The sequence below is a fragment of the Streptomyces sp. NRRL S-340 genome (assembly GCF_000720185.1).
Classification (GTDB): domain Bacteria; phylum Actinomycetota; class Actinomycetes; order Streptomycetales; family Streptomycetaceae; genus Streptomyces.
Genome location: NZ_JOIY01000002.1, coordinates 90,612 through 104,512, shown reverse-complemented (window position 1 = coordinate 104,512; position 13,901 = coordinate 90,612). Strand labels below are relative to the sequence as shown.

The following is a 13,901-nucleotide window of genomic DNA, read 5'->3' as shown; positions in this document are numbered from 1 at the left end:
TTCCAGCGTAGTGCGTACCGGCTCCGTGCGGTCGGCCGCCCCCGGCAAGGACCGGGGAAGGATCCGGGAAGACGGGACCGGTGGGCGCGGGACGGCCGCCCCGGTCAGCCGTCCTCCTCGCCGGGCCGGTGACGATGTGCGCGCCGCGGACCCGGTCGCCCTCGGGGGTGAGGTCCATGACCATCACCGCGAAGGGCGCCCCGCCCCGGAACAGGACGGCCGCGTCGTCGCCGTCGACGCGGCGGTGACTCACGCGCGGGCCGCGGGGCCCGAGCCGGGCGGCGCGGGCGTGAGCGGCCTGGCGGCCTCGTCCCGCCCGTGCACCGGGCGCACCCCGGCGGCCCACCGCCGCAGCGGGTCCGGTGCGGGTGAGCGGCGGGCGGGCGCGGAGGGGTGCTCGGACCTGCGTGGGCCCCGGGGCGCGGTCGTCACTGTGAGGCCGGGCGGGGCCCCGGGCGGGACACGACGGCGGGGAATGTGAGGCACATCTCAAGGGGGCGCAGCGGCCCGCCGACTGGCGCGCTCCGGCCGCGGTACCGCCCGAAAGCCCCGTGACCTGGGGCTATTTACGCGCCAGTACCATCGCGGTACCGTATGGCCCATGCCAGCGCTCAATGTGGAGTTCAGCGACCGCGAGCTAGAGGACCTGCGGCAGATCGCCAAGGAACGCGGTACGTCGATGAAGGCGCTCGTGCGCGAGGCCGCCGCGGCCGACATAGCACGGCACCGCGCCCTGCAGGAGGGCGCCGAGGCCTTCCGCCGGTTCTTCTCCGCCCACGCCGAGGAATTCGCCGCCGCCTTCCCCGAGGACGAGCGGCCCGGCAGGAGCCAGGGACGGGCCGCCTGACCGATGACCCCCGTCCTCCACATCGACGTGCCCTGGCTGCTCCAGCGCCACGAGGAAGTGCTGCCGGACCAGCCCACCGTCAACGACTTCTCCGCCCTCGTGGCCGCCGTCGCCCGCCACCGCGTGGATCCGCCGCGCCTCGGCGTCGACTCCGACCCCGCCTGGCGGGCCGCCGCACTGCTGCACACCCTCGCGGTGCTCAAACCGCTGCCGTCGGCCAACGCCCGTTTCGCCTGCGCGACCGCCGTGGCCTACATGTACGTCAGCGGCGTCGGCATCGACCCGCCCTACGGCGCACTCGTCGACCTCGCCCGCGACCTGATGTCCGGCAAGACCGACGTCTACGGCGCCGCCGACCGGCTGCGCTCCTGGGAGATCTGACCCCGCCGCCCGCTCACCGGACGTCCTCCACCAGGTCGGCGGGACCGACGGAGCCCGGCGTGGCGTGTCCCGACAGGGCGAGGGTCAGGTCGAACTCGGCGAGCAGGCAGCGGATCACGTGCTCCACGCCGGCCCGGCCGTCCAGGCCGAGCCCGTAGACGTACGGCCGGCCCAGCAGCACCGCCCGCGCGCCGAGCGCGAGCGCCTTGAAGACGTCGTCGCCGGTGCGCACACCGCTGTCGAACAGGACCGTCAGCCGGTCGCCTACCGCCTCGGCCACCCGGGGCAGCGCGTCGGCGGCGGCGACCGAACCGGCCACCTGGCGCCCGCCGTGGTTGGACACCACCACGCCGTCCATCCCGGCCTCGGCGGCCAGGCGGGCGTCGTCCGGGTGCAGGACGCCCTTCAGGACGATCGGGCCGTCCCAGTTCTCCCGCAGGAACGCCAGGTCGGGCCACGTCTTGCCGGGGTCGGCGAACATGCCGACGAACCGCAGCACCGCCGCGTCGAGGTCCTCGTGGACCGGCCTGGCCAGACCGGACAGGAAGGCCGGGTCGGTGAAGTAGTTCGCGGTGCCCACCCCGCGCAGGAACGGCAGGTACGCCTGGTCGAGGTCGCGGGGGCGCCACGCCAGCAGCGGGGTGTCGAGGGTGACGACGAGGACGCTGAAGCCGCAGGCCTTCGCGCGCCGCAGGAAACTGCGGGTCACCTCGCGGTCCTTGGCCCAGTACAGCTGGAACCAGCGCTCGGCGTCGCCCATCGCCTGTGCGACCTCCTCCATGGGTGTGCTGGAGGCCGACGACAGGACGAACGGCACGCCCTGCGCCGCGGCCGCCAGGGCCGCGGCCGTCTCCGCGTCCGGGTGCATGATCGACAGCACCCCGACCGGTGCCAGCGCCACCGGCGCGGGCAGTGCGCGGCCCAGCACCTGAACCGACAGATCGCGCTCGCCCACGTCGCGCAGCATGCGGGGCACGATCCGGCGCCGCTCCAGGGCCGCCCGGTTGGCGCGCGCCGTGCTGCCGTCGCCCGCGCTGCCCGCCACATAGCCCACCGGGCCCGGACCGAGCCGCCGCTCCGTCAGGGCCTCCAGACGGCTCAGATCGGTGGGCAGCCGAGGCACCGCGCCCGTCATGCCGTTCAGATAGATCTCGTACTGGAGATCCGCCCAGTGCTTCGCCATCCGCGCGTCCCGCCTTCCTCGCCGCCCCACCGCGTGCACCCGCCGACCATACTGGCGAGTAGGGACGGGGTCGACCACGGGACGCGGTCCCCGCCGCGGGGACGGCGCCGGGCGCGCGGGTGAGCGCAGGGTGAACGGACGCGGTCACCGACGGGGTCACCCGGAATGTTTCCGGACGATTGCGCAGCGGGGGTGATCAGGCCATCCGGCCGGACCCGGTGATCGTCACCCCCGTGGTACGGGGGTCGTCCGGCCGGGACTTGGTGACTTCGCGCCACTGATTCAATACGCAAGGTTACCGAAACCGGTGGGTCCGATGTGAGTTTCGGCGGCGGACTCGGCAGACTCCCGCTCGCCGGTCCGGCACCGACCGTGTCGCGGCCGGCACCACCTTCGACCTCCTGCGGAAGGAAGCACACAATGCGGAACACCGCGCGCTGGGCCGTGACCCTCGGCCTGACGGCCACCGCCGTCTGCGGACCCCTCACCGGGGCCGCCCTCGCCACCCCGTCCACCGCCCCCGCCTCCCTCTACGCCCCCTCGGCCCTGGTGCTGACCGTGGGCCACGGCGACAGCGCCGCCACCGCCGTGCCGGAGCGCGCCGTCACCCTCACCTGCGCCCCGACGGCCTCCGGGACGCACCCGGCCGCCCCCGACGCCTGCGCCGAGCTGCGTGCGGCAGGAGGCGACATGGAGGCCCTGACGGGCAGCGGCGACGTGCTGTGCACCAGGGAGTACAACCCGGTGGTCGTCACCGCCGACGGCGTCTGGCAGGGCCGGCGCGTCTCCTTCCGGCACACCTTCGCCAACGAGTGCGCGAAGAACGCCTCGCTCACGAGCGTCTTCGCCTTCTGAGACCGGGATCGCGCGGCCCCCGCGCAGTACGAGGGTCCCGTGACTGGGGAGTGCGGGCCCGGCACGGGGACCGGGGCGATCCCGCCCAGGGGCCGGCGGGCGGAGTGGGGCCTCCCGCCGGCCCCTGCATCGCGGTGGGTCATCCGGACCCGTCCGGCGCGGCGCGGCCACGGCCTCCGGCCGCCCCGCCGGACGGGTCCGGAACCCGCTTGCGGTGACTGGTGTCGCACCACGGATAGCGGCGGCTGCGGCGGCAGGTGCACAGGGCGACCCGGAACCGGTCGGACACCACGGTGGTGCCGTCCTCCAGTTCCACCTCGACCGGGCCCTCCACGAGGATCGGGCCCTGCCGCTGCATCGTCACCCGGCGGGGCCGGCCGGGAGCCGGGACGCCGCCCGGCGCCTCGTCACACGGGTCGTTCGGCACGGATGACCACCAGCTCTTCCCTCTCGTCGGCGGGCCCCAGCAGACCGTGGGCGCGCAGCCAGTCCTGGCGCCTGCGCAGCACCGGTCCCAGGCCGATCCAGCGGCGGCGCACCACGGCCGCCTTGAGACCGGCCGTACGCAGCAGATCCAGGCTGCGGCCGGGATCACTGAGCGCGGACTGCACCATGAGCAGCACGCCCTCGGGCCGCAGCAGCGCGGGCGCGTCCCGGCAGATCCGGTCCAGCACCAGGCGCCCGTCGCGTCCGGCGTCCCAGGCGCGGGACCTGCCCCGCGGGGCGTGCCCGGCCTGCGGGGCAGGCACGTAGGGCGGATTGGCCAGGATGAGGTCGAAGGTCCGCTCGCGCACCGGACCGAACAGGTTCCCGCGCAGGGCGCGGACCGGCAGGCGGTTCAGCCGGGCGTTCAGGCGGGTGGTCCACACCGCCCGCCGTGACACGTCGACCGCGGTCACCCGGGCGCCGCGCCGGGCCGCCGCCAGCGCCAGGGCACCGCTGCCGGTGCCCACGTCGAGCACGGTGGCCGCCGGCCTCAGCGCCTCGCCGGCCAGGGCCTCGGCCAGCAGCGCGGTGTCGTCCTGGGGGGCGTACACGCCCGGTAGCAGAAGTCGGCTCACGCCACGCGAGTACCCTGTCGCCCCCTGAATAGTGCCGTCGGCCGGTCTGCCGGCTAAGAGCTGCGAACAAAAGTGGGCCCCGGCGGGCGGCGCCCGGCACGCGCCCTCGCCGCGTTGCCAAAAGGCCCTGGTAGCTCCGCTGCAAGAACCTTCCGGCGCCTTGCGATCGCACGCACCGGACACCGCCCGCTGACCGGAACCCACTTTTGTTCGCAGCTCTAACGCGGTTCACCGACGAGTACGCCGGGCACCGTGCCGAGCGGCACGCGCAGCGACGAGCGGCCGGCGCGCCAGTCGGCGAGCAGCCGGTCCCCGAGCCGGTCCTCCAGGTGGCCGGTGGCGTCGATGCCGAAGGCCACGTCGGCCGCCAGGTGCGGTTCCTCCTCCAGCAGACCGGCGATGACCTCGTGCCGTACGACCTGCTCGTGCACGGCGTCCGCCTCGACGTGCTCGTCGTAGAAGAACGCGGCGGCGGCCCCGGCGCCCGTGCGGCGCATCGCCTCGGCCAGCCGCCGCGAGCCCGGCGAGGAGGTGATCTCGACGGCGGCGAAGTGGCCCACCAGCGCGCCGCGCAGCTCCCGGTGCAGCCCGAGCAGGGACATCAGGTTCACGGTGGCCAGGGCCTCCGCAGGGGCCGCGTCCAGGTAGCGGCCGTACGTCGTGTCCAGCCCCAGGTCCCGCATCAGGTCCGCGAAGAGCCGGGCGTGCACGCGCTCGGCACGGCCGCCGCCGTACTCGTCGAACTCCACCGCCGCCATCGCCGCCTTGGCCCGGCCCCACAGCCGCGGCAGCACCCAGGCGTGCGGGTCGGCCTCCTTGAGGTGGTAGAGGGAGCGCTGGGCGGCGTACTCGCGCACCTGCCACAGCTCGCCCTCGTCGCGCAGGAAGTGGGAGACCCCGGTGCCGTCCACCGGCTCCACCAGCAGGTCCGCGAGCGCGTCGTCGAGACGGGTGTGCACCGTGGCGTCGGCCCGCAGCGCGCCCAGGAAGCGGCGCTCCAGCGCGGCCCGGACGCCGAGGAGGCCGGGGTCCCACTCCCGCTCGGGCGGGACCCCGGCGAAGCCGCGGTAGTGCAGTTCGTAGCAGAGGTACAGCGCGAGCTGCAGGTCGTCGCCGTACGCCGCCGCGGCCTCCGCGTCCTCGGCGCGGGGCAGCGGGCCCGTGCCCCGCAGGTACTCCCGTACGGCGGCGCTGACGGGTCCGCGGGCGGGGGGCAGGTCGGGTCCGAGGTGAACGTGATCCATGGGGCGCGGGTACCCGGCAGACCCCCGGCCACCCGCTCAGTCCCCGCCGGCCTCGTCCGCGGCGTCCTTCCCGGCCTCCTCCTGGGCCCGGGTGTTGGGGGTGACCGCCTCGCCGGCCTCGCCCCGGTGCCGGCGTTCGCGGCGGTCGCCGACGTCCGTCTCGGCCTTCTCGAACTCGCGCAGGACCTCGCCGAGCGCCGTGTCGGGCTTGTCCTGGTGCTGCTCGCGCTCCTTGTCCGGCATGGCCGGTACCTCCTTCTCGTCGTTTCCGGTCGTGTTCCGTGCCGCCCCCGCCGGGCCGTCGTCCTCCGTCGTGCGGTCCGCCGGGCACACCGTGTGCCCGGGATCCGGACCGCCGGGTCGGCCCCGCGCCGGCCGGCCGCTCAGCTCCGCGCCGTCCCCGCGGCCGTCGCCGCCGCCAGGCGCAGCGGTACGGGGTCCGGCGGCGCGGGGTCCTCGCCGAGCCGGGAGACCCGCTCCCACCAGGACGCCCCGGCCGCGCCCTCCTCGATCTGCCGCAGGAGCACCCCTTCGCGGATGGCCCAGGGGGAGACGGTGACCGTCTTCAGGTCCATCAGTTTCATGGCCGTGTGCCCGACCACGGCGCCGGCCAGACTCTGCGCGGCGCGCGGCGCGGAGATGCCCGGCAGGGCGGCGCGCTCGGCGGCGGGCAGCGCGGCCAGTTCCCCGACCGCCCGGCGCAGTGCCGCCCGGTGAACCCGGCGCTCCACGAACGGCCCGTGCCGGCCGGGCGCGGCCCCGCACAGCCGGCCCAGCTGCTGGAAGGTGCGGGAGGTCGCCACGGCGGTGCGCGGCCCCTCCCAGCGGATCCGGGCCGCCACGTCCCGCAGCTGGTGGCGGACATGGCGCCGCAGCTCCTTGAGCCGCTCGGGGGACGGCGGGTCCTGCTCCGCCAGGAACTCGTGGGTCAGCCGTCCCGCGCCGAGCGGCAGCGACGCCGCGAAGTCGGGCAGCCGGCCGCGGCCGAAGGCCACTTCGAGGGAGCCGCCGCCGATGTCGAGCAGCGCCAGCGGTCCCGAGCGCCAGCCCATCCACCGCCGGGCGCCCAGGAAGGTCAGCTCGGCCTCGACCTCGCCGGGCAGGGTGCACAGCGCGATGCCGGTGCGCGCCCGGACGGTGCGCAGGACGTCCAGCCGGTTCGGGGCGCCGCGCACCACGGCGGTCGCGAAGGCGGGCGGTCCGGCCGCGCCCCACCGGGCCGCCGTCCGGCCGGCCTCCGCGACCGCCTGGACGATGCGTTCCACGGCGTCCTGCGGAATCTCCTGGCCGGGCGCGACCTGCTCCGACAGGCGCAGCCGCCACTTGGCGGTGTGCACCGGCAGCGGCGCCCCGCCCACGGCGTCCGCCACGACCAGCCGTACCGTCTTCGACCCCACGTCCACCACGCTGATTCGCATGGGCCGGTGGGTACCCGGCCCGGTGATCCCCTACGCCTGTCACCGGCGGCCTCGGCGCACGAACAGCGGGACAACGGCCGGTTCACCCCGGGTTGCGCCCCGGTGGCGCGCGCCGAGCCGCGCCTTCGCGGCGGTTCCGTCGGCGCGTGCCCTGCCGGGGAGAACCGTGGCGGCGGGAAGAACCGCGGCGCCGGGGGAGGGGTGCGGTGTCAGGCCAGCTGGCGCCGCACCAGCTCGTGCAGCCGGCCCCCCGTGTCCGCGAGCAGTTCGGCGGGCGTGCCCTCCTGGGCGATCCTGCCCTCCTCCATGACGATCACCCGGTCGGCGTCCAGCACCGTCGAGAGCCGGTGGGCGATGACGACGCGCGTCGCGTTCAGCTTCCGGGTGCTCTCGATCACCGTGCGCTGCGTCTCGTTGTCCAGGGCGCTGGTGGCCTCGTCGAAGAAGAGGATCCGCGGCCTCCTGACCAGGGCCTGCGCGATCATCAGCCGCTGCCGCTGGCCGCCCGAGACGGTCCCGCCGCCCGAGACGATGGTGTGCAGCCCCATCGGCATCCGGCGGATGTCCTCCGCCAGGCCCGCCAGCTCCGCCGCCGCCATCGCCTCCTCGGGCGAGCACGGCTCGGTGCCCCGGATGACGTCCAGGACCGACCCGGTGAACGGCTGCGCGTGCTGCAGCACCACCCCGCACTGCCGGCGCACCGCCGACCGGTCGAGCGCGGCCAGGTCCTGACCGTCGTACAGGACGCTGCCCGACAGCGGCCGGTCGAAGCCGATCAGCAGCCGCAGCAGTGTCGACTTGCCGCAGCCGCTCGGCCCGACGACCGCCACGAACTCGCCCGGCCGCACCCGGAACGACACGTCGTCCAGGACCAGCGGCCCGTCCTCGGCGTACCGGAACGACAGCCGCCGCGCCTCGATCGCCCCCGACAGCGGGCCCGGCCGGGTACTGCCGGTGCGCACCTCCGGCGTGGCCCGCAGCACCGGCCCGATCTCCTCGAACAGCGGGAGCGCGGCCACCGCCGACACGAACGCCCCGGTCAGCTGGGTCACCGAGGTCAGCAGCATCGTCACCGACGTGCTGAACGTCAGGAACGCCGCCGCCGACATCGAGCCGCGCGCCGGTCCCGCCAGCAGCATGAACATCACCAGCGTGCACACCGGCAGGTACACGGCGCCGAGCACGGTGGTGAGGTTCTTGATCCGGCCCACCTTCTGCTGGAGTTCGCGGCTGCGCGCGAACTGCCGCGCCCACGCCGCGTACGCGTAGTTCTCCGCCGCCGCCACCCGCAGCTTGGGCAGCCCGCGCAGCGTCTGGAACGCCTGGTTGTTCAGCTTGTTGCCGAGCACCACGAGCCGCCGCTGCCAGCGCACCTGCCACAGCCCGAGCCCCAGGAACACGGCCGCGATCACCACGAGCATGCCGAGCGCCGCGCACGCCATCGAGGGGCTGTACCAGAACAGCAGCGCCAGGTTCATCGTGCCCACGGTCACCGACTGGGCGACCACCGGGCCGATCCCGGCCAGCAGCCGGCGCATCGCGCTGACGCCCATCGCGGCGCTCGCCAGTTCCCCGGTGGAGCGCGCGGCGAAGAACGCCGTGGGCAGCCTGAGCAGCCGGTCCCACACGGCCGGCTGGAGCGTCGCCTCGATCCGCCCCTCCAGGCGCAGCACGGTCAGGTTCTCCAGCAGCGTGAACGCCGCGGCCACCACGCCGGCGATCATCACCGCCAGACACACCCGGGCGATCGGCCCCTCCTGGGCCCTGGGGACGTACTGCCCGAGCACCTTGCCCGTGGCGATCGGCACCAGCGCCCCGACGGCGACCGTCACCAACCCGCTGACCAGCAGGTTCAACAGGTCTCCCGCGGTGCCGCGCAGGCTGAAGCGGAGCAGCCCGAGCGGGGAGAGGCGACGGTCGGGCAGCGGGCGGTAGAACATCACCGCACGCGGCTCGAACTCCCGGGCGTTGGCCTTCTCGACCGGTGTCCGGCGCCCGGTCGCCGGATGCACCGCGACATAGCCGCCGCGCCGCCACAGCAGCGCGACCGGCGCGCCCGACAGCGCCCGGTGACCCACCAGCGGGCCCGCGTCCTGCCGCCACCAGCGGCCTTCGAGGCGCACGGTGCGGGTGCGCACCCGGGAGGCCAGGGCGACCCGCTCCACCGGATCGAGCCGGTCGCCCTCGGTGCCGGGCCGCGGGGCCGCGGCGAGTGTGATCCCCGCGGCCCGGGCGACCAGCCGGCAGGCCGCGTACGTCGCGTCCGCGTCCGCGGCCGTGGCGCGCCGCGCCGAGGAGGGGCCCAGGGCGGCCAGCAGCGTCCGGTCGGCCTCGGCGCGCACCGCCTCACCGGCCTCGACACCAGCCGCCGTACGCATCTCGTGGCCGCGCTCCAGCTCCTCGATCCAGCGGTCCAGCGCCGTCAGCAGCCGGTACTGCTGGTCCACCACGCTCTGCCAGAGCGCCGGGTCCATCAGCAGGTCGGCCGCGGCCTCGGCGCCGTGGAGCGAGCCGTACCGCACACTGCCCGGCGGCACCTGCATCCAGAACACGTCGTCGTCGGCGGGCGCGGCGCCGCGCTGCCCGGCCGTCGGTGCCTGGAACAGCACGGACAGGCTGCGCCCGATCCCGAGCGCGAGCGCGTACTCCAGGGGGCCGGCGGCCGGCGGCACGTACTGCGGGTTGCCGTACTCGTCGTACGACCAGGTGCGGGTGTCCGCCTGCTGGTACAGCTCGCGCAGCCCGATCCGGTGCACCACGCAGTCGCGCAGCGGGCGCGCCACCAGGGTGTGCCGGGGGCCCGCCACCGGGCCGAGCAGCAGTGAACCCGCCTCCAGCCGCCCCAGGTGGTGCCACTGGCCCTCCTGCTGCGCGTCCACCGCGAACAGGTCCACCGCACCGGCCGCCACCAGCCACAGCACCTGCGGGCCCTCGAGGTCGAGCCGGGACAGCCCCGTGCAGTCCAGCGGCGTGCCCAGGGACGCGAGCGCCCCGACGACCGGGTCGCCTTCGCCGACGGCCGTCATCTCATCGCTCCCCGACCAGCGCGGCGTACGCGCCGCCGCGCGCCACCAGTTCCCCGTGCCGCCCGCGTTCGACGACCGTGCCGTGCTCCAGGACGACGATCTCGTCGCTGTCGCGCACGGTGGACAGCCGGTGGGCGATCACCACACAGGCGCAGCCGCGCCGGCGCAGGTTGTCCATGACGGTCTGCTCGGTCTCCGCGTCCAGCGCGCTCGTCACCTCGTCCAGGACGAGGATGCTCGGCCGGCGCACCAGCGCCCGCGCGATCTCCAGGCGCTGGCGCTGCCCGCCGGAGAAGTTCCGCCCGTCCTGCTCGACACGGCTGTGGATGCCCCCGGGGCGGCGGGCCACCACCTCGTACAGGCAGGCGTCGCGCAGCGCCTCCACCACGGCGTCGTCCGGGATCGAGGGGTCCCACAGGGCCACGTTGTCGCGGACCGTGCCCTCGAAGAGGAACACGTCCTGGTCGACGAAGGACACCGAGGCGGCCAGCGCGCCGCGCGGGATGTCCGCGAGGTGCCGGCCGTCGATGCGGATCACCCCCTCCCACGGCGTGTACAGCCCGGAGATCAGCCGGGACACCGTCGACTTGCCGCTGCCCGAGCCGCCGACCAGCGCCACCTGCTGCCCCGGTCCCACGGTGAGGTCGAAGCCGGTCAGCAGCGGCTTGTCCAGCGGGCTGTAGCCGAAGGAGATGTTCTGGAGTTCGACATGGCCGCGCAGCCGGCGCGTGGAGTCGCCGGTGCCGGGCCGGGAGTACAGCGGGTCGGTGCCGAAGGACTCGACGTCCTTGAGCCGGGCCACGTCGGCCGCGAAGTCCTGGATGCGGCCCGCCACCCCGTTGAGCCGGGTCAGCGGCGCGGTGAAACGGGTCACCAGCGCCTGGAAGGCGACCAGCAGCCCCACCGAGACGTGGCCCTCGACCGCCCGCATCCCGCCGATCCACAGGATCAGCGCGCTGTTCAGCGTGGCCAGCGCCGGAGCGACCACGCCCAGCCAGGCGCTCGGCACCCCGAGCCGCTGCTGCTCCTCCAGCGTGGTGGCGTGCTGTCCGGCCCAGGTGCGGAAGTAGCCGTCCTCACCACCGGTCGCCTTCATCGTCTCGATCAACTGCAGTCCGGTGTAAGCCGTGTTGGTCAGCCGTGCGGTGTCCGCGCGCAGCTTCGCGGTCCGCGTCGCGCGCAGCCGTACGACCACCCGCATCGCCACCACGTTCAGCAGCGCCACGCCGACGCCGACCACGGTCAGCTGCGGGTCGTAGGTGTAGAGCAGCACGGCGTACAGCACGACGACGATCGCGTCGACGCCCGCCGCGGACAGGTCGCGCGCCAGGGTCTCGGCGACGGCGTCGTTGGACTGGAGGCGCTGCACCAGGTCGGCGGGGCTGCGCTGGGCGAAGAACGTCACCGGCAGCCGCAGCAGATGGCGCAGGAAGCGGGCGCTCGACAGGGTGGAGGAGACGATGCGGCCGTGCAGCAGGTTCGTCTGCTGCAGCCAGGTCAGCACGACGGTGAGCAGCACGCACGCACCCATCGACGCGAACAGCACGCCCAGCAGCGAGGTCTGTCCGCCGATCAGGTACGAGTCGATGTAGGTGCGGCTGAGCGCGGGCACCGCCGCGCCGGCCACCACCAGCAGCAGGCTCGCGAGGACCGCCGCGGGCAGCGTGCCCGCGGTGCCGCGCAGCCGGGCCGGGAGCGCGCCCAGCACACCCGGCCTGCGTCCGCCGCGCGTGAAACCCTCGCCCGGCTCCAGCACCAGCACCACACCGGTGAAGCTGCTGTCGAAGTCCTCCATGGGCACGAAACGCCGGCCCTTGCCGGGGTCGTTGACGTACACCCCGCGCCGGCCCAGGCGGCGGCCCATGCCGTCGTAGACGACGTAGTGGTTGAACTCCCAGAACAGGACGGCCGGCGCCGCCACCTCGGCGAGGGCGGCGGTGTCCATCTGCATGCCCTTGGCCGTCAGGCCGTAACTGCGCGCCGCCTTCAGCAGGTTGCTCGCCCGCGAGCCGTCCCGCGAGACGCCGCACGCGATGCGCAGTTCCTCCAGCGGGACGTGGCGGCCGTGGTGGGCGAGGACCATGGCGAGCGAGGCGGCGCCGCACTCCACGGCCTCCATCTGGAGGACGGTGGGTGTACGGACCGTGCGGGTGCGGCCCCGGGGCACCGGGCGCCGGGGCGGGGCGGCGCGTCGCCGCCCGCGGGTCTGCGGTGCGGTGCTCACGGCAGCAGCCAATCGACGGGACGCTGGTCGGCAAGGCGGATCGAGGCCGTGGCCAGGGTCATGGACTCGATCCGGAACGGCGGGCCGTCCGCGGAGGACCAGCGGTACCCGCTCGGTGTGCCGGGTGCGGCGTCGAGCCGTACGCGCACGGCCACCGGCCGGCCTTTCCCGGCCATTTGTGCGCCCAGCCGGGCGTCCCCGAGGAACGCGCCGATCTGCTGGGCGGACTGCGCGGAGCGGTCCACCGACGCCACCCGGCCGCGCAGCACGCCGTACCGCTCGGCGGGCGCGGAGGAGACGGTCAGGTCGACGGGGGCCCCGGCGGGAACGGCGGCGGCGTTCTGAGCGGGCACGTAGACGGTCGCGTACAGCGGGTCGGAGGCGTGAGCCGCCTTCTCGACGGCGGCGACGTCCGTGCCGGGGGAGACGATCTGCCCGAGGGCGGCGGCCAGCGTGGTGATCCGGCCGGCGGCCACGGCCCGTACGAGCGTCGTCGTGCCGGAGCCGGTACGGACCTTGAGCACGGGCGAGCCGGCGGCGAGCCGTTCGCCCTCCTCGGCGAGGACCGCGGTGACCTGTCCGGAGACCGGGCTCTGCAGGACGTAACTGCCCTGCCCGTGGGTGAGGACGGCCTGCGCGGTGACCGTGGAGGCCACCGAACCGGTCACCGCCCACACGCAGGCGGCGGCCGTCGCGACGAGGGTGACGCAGAGCACGAGCCATCCCCGCGGGCGGGCCAGGCGTACCGGAAGGTCGAGTTCCTCGGGCGACTGGAGCTTGGCGAGGGCCTGTTGGCGGAACTGCACGGAACTTCCCTCACCTGTGGCTGAGGCCTGTGCGGGGCGGTCTTTCGGGGTACGGGGCCCGGCGGGGCCGGGGCGGGCGGGCATCCGGGCGTCCCGGAGCCGGCGTACGGCTCCGGGACGCCTCGGGGCGCGATGCGCTCAGAGACCGGCGACCAGGTTGGTGACCGGGGCGGTGTTCAGGCCGGTCACACCCTCGACGGTGCCGACGGCCGTGTCGACCAGGCCGGACACCGGGGCGACGCCGTCCACCAGGCCCGTGACGGTGCCGACGGCGTTCAGCGACAGACCGCCGGAGACGTTGTCGAGGTCGGCGTCGGAGATCTCGGCGGTCTCGACCTGGGGGGTGGAGTTCATGGTGGAACTTCCCTTCGTATGGGGTTTCTCAACGGGGAGCGGCCCCCTCTGGGGGGCAGAGGGAAGGCCGCGGGCGGGGCAGCCGGCCGTCGCTGTCGCAAGCGTCCGGCGGGCCCCGCGGTGCGATGGATCAAAGCACGGCACGAACCGGCTCCTCCACTCAAGCAGGCCTCTCACCAGGGAACTTCCCGCTCCAGGAGGCTCATCCGTGCATGCCCGGGCACGAGTTGTCGGCCACTTCTTCACAAGGCGCACGGCATCGGCTCGCCACGGCTCTTGCCGGGGCGCCGCGGAATCCGGCACTCCGCGCCAAACGCGCCGCCGGGGGCGCGCGGTTGTGCAGATCCGCGCCGTCCGGTGACCCCGCTGGGCAGCCGCTGTGCAGATTTGCTGAAGCAGGGGTTCCGCTTCCCGGCCGCGACGGTTCGCCGACTGTGCGTGACCGGCCGGTGGCGGACTGTTTGCGGCCGAGGATGAACGGCGGGCCCGCGCGCGGGTGCGC

Annotated in this window: 13 protein-coding genes; 3 read left to right on the top strand and 10 right to left on the bottom strand. The window is 74.9% G+C overall.

What is annotated here, in order from left to right:
* Nucleotides 1-601 precede the first annotated feature (601 nt).
* Both IG64_RS01730 and IG64_RS01725 read left to right on the top strand, forming a co-directional pair.
* Nucleotides 602-847 carry a hypothetical protein gene (locus tag IG64_RS01730; protein ID WP_037851141.1) on the top strand — a complete coding sequence of 82 codons (246 nt, stop codon included), beginning with the start codon at nt 602-604 and terminating at the stop codon, nt 845-847.
* Between the two features lie 3 nt (nt 848-850).
* Entirely contained in the window at nt 851-1,228 is a 378-nt protein-coding gene (locus tag IG64_RS01725; RefSeq protein ID WP_037851140.1) for a toxin Doc, read from the top strand.
* A gap of 13 nt (nt 1,229-1,241) precedes the next feature.
* Here IG64_RS01725 and IG64_RS01720 read toward each other — a convergent pair whose 3' ends face one another.
* Entirely contained in the window at nt 1,242-2,411 is a 1,170-nt protein-coding gene (locus tag IG64_RS01720; protein WP_037851139.1) for a lactate 2-monooxygenase, read from the bottom strand.
* A 420-nt stretch (nt 2,412-2,831) separates the two neighbouring features.
* Between IG64_RS01720 and IG64_RS01715 the strand changes: the two genes are divergently transcribed.
* The gene (locus IG64_RS01715; RefSeq protein WP_037851137.1) at nt 2,832-3,266 is read left to right on the top strand and encodes a protease inhibitor; all 435 of its coding nucleotides are present in this window, start codon (nt 2,832-2,834) and stop codon (nt 3,264-3,266) included.
* A gap of 139 nt (nt 3,267-3,405) precedes the next feature.
* Here IG64_RS01715 and IG64_RS01710 read toward each other — a convergent pair whose 3' ends face one another.
* The 9 genes from IG64_RS01710 to IG64_RS01670 all read right to left on the bottom strand — a co-directional run bounded on the left by IG64_RS01710 (nt 3,406) and on the right by IG64_RS01670 (nt 13,399).
* Entirely contained in the window at nt 3,406-3,693 is a 288-nt protein-coding gene (locus tag IG64_RS01710; RefSeq protein ID WP_420709868.1) for a CDGSH iron-sulfur domain-containing protein, read from the bottom strand.
* A complete protein-coding gene (locus tag IG64_RS01705) occupies nt 3,674-4,303 on the bottom strand; it encodes a HemK2/MTQ2 family protein methyltransferase (RefSeq protein WP_037851136.1) in 630 nt (209 codons plus the stop codon). Before IG64_RS01705 ends, IG64_RS01710 begins: the two co-directional genes overlap by 20 nt.
* 242 nt (nt 4,304-4,545) lie before the next feature.
* A complete protein-coding gene (locus tag IG64_RS01700) occupies nt 4,546-5,571 on the bottom strand; it encodes an iron-containing redox enzyme family protein (RefSeq protein ID WP_037851134.1) in 1,026 nt (341 codons plus the stop codon).
* Between the two features lie 36 nt (nt 5,572-5,607).
* Nucleotides 5,608-5,814 carry a hypothetical protein gene (locus tag IG64_RS01695; protein ID WP_037851302.1) on the bottom strand — a complete coding sequence of 69 codons (207 nt, stop codon included), beginning with the start codon at nt 5,812-5,814 and terminating at the stop codon, nt 5,608-5,610.
* A gap of 140 nt (nt 5,815-5,954) precedes the next feature.
* Complete coding sequence (locus IG64_RS01690) at nt 5,955-6,989, bottom strand: hypothetical protein (protein WP_037851132.1); 1,035 nt, start codon at nt 6,987-6,989, stop codon at nt 5,955-5,957.
* Between the two features lie 209 nt (nt 6,990-7,198).
* The gene (locus IG64_RS01685) at nt 7,199-10,015 is read right to left on the bottom strand and encodes an NHLP bacteriocin export ABC transporter permease/ATPase subunit (RefSeq protein ID WP_037851130.1); all 2,817 of its coding nucleotides are present in this window, start codon (nt 10,013-10,015) and stop codon (nt 7,199-7,201) included.
* A gap of 1 nt (nt 10,016) precedes the next feature.
* Entirely contained in the window at nt 10,017-12,239 is a 2,223-nt protein-coding gene (locus IG64_RS01680; RefSeq protein ID WP_037851129.1) for an NHLP family bacteriocin export ABC transporter peptidase/permease/ATPase subunit, read from the bottom strand.
* Nucleotides 12,236-13,045 carry a DUF2118 domain-containing protein gene (locus IG64_RS01675; protein ID WP_037851127.1) on the bottom strand — a complete coding sequence of 270 codons (810 nt, stop codon included), beginning with the start codon at nt 13,043-13,045 and terminating at the stop codon, nt 12,236-12,238. The genes IG64_RS01680 and IG64_RS01675 overlap by 4 nt, the downstream gene beginning before the upstream one ends.
* Before the next feature lie 138 nt (nt 13,046-13,183).
* On the bottom strand, nt 13,184-13,399 hold the full coding sequence (locus IG64_RS01670) for a hypothetical protein (RefSeq protein ID WP_037851125.1): 216 nt from the start codon (nt 13,397-13,399) through the stop codon (nt 13,184-13,186).
* Nucleotides 13,400-13,901: the final 502 nt, after the last annotated feature.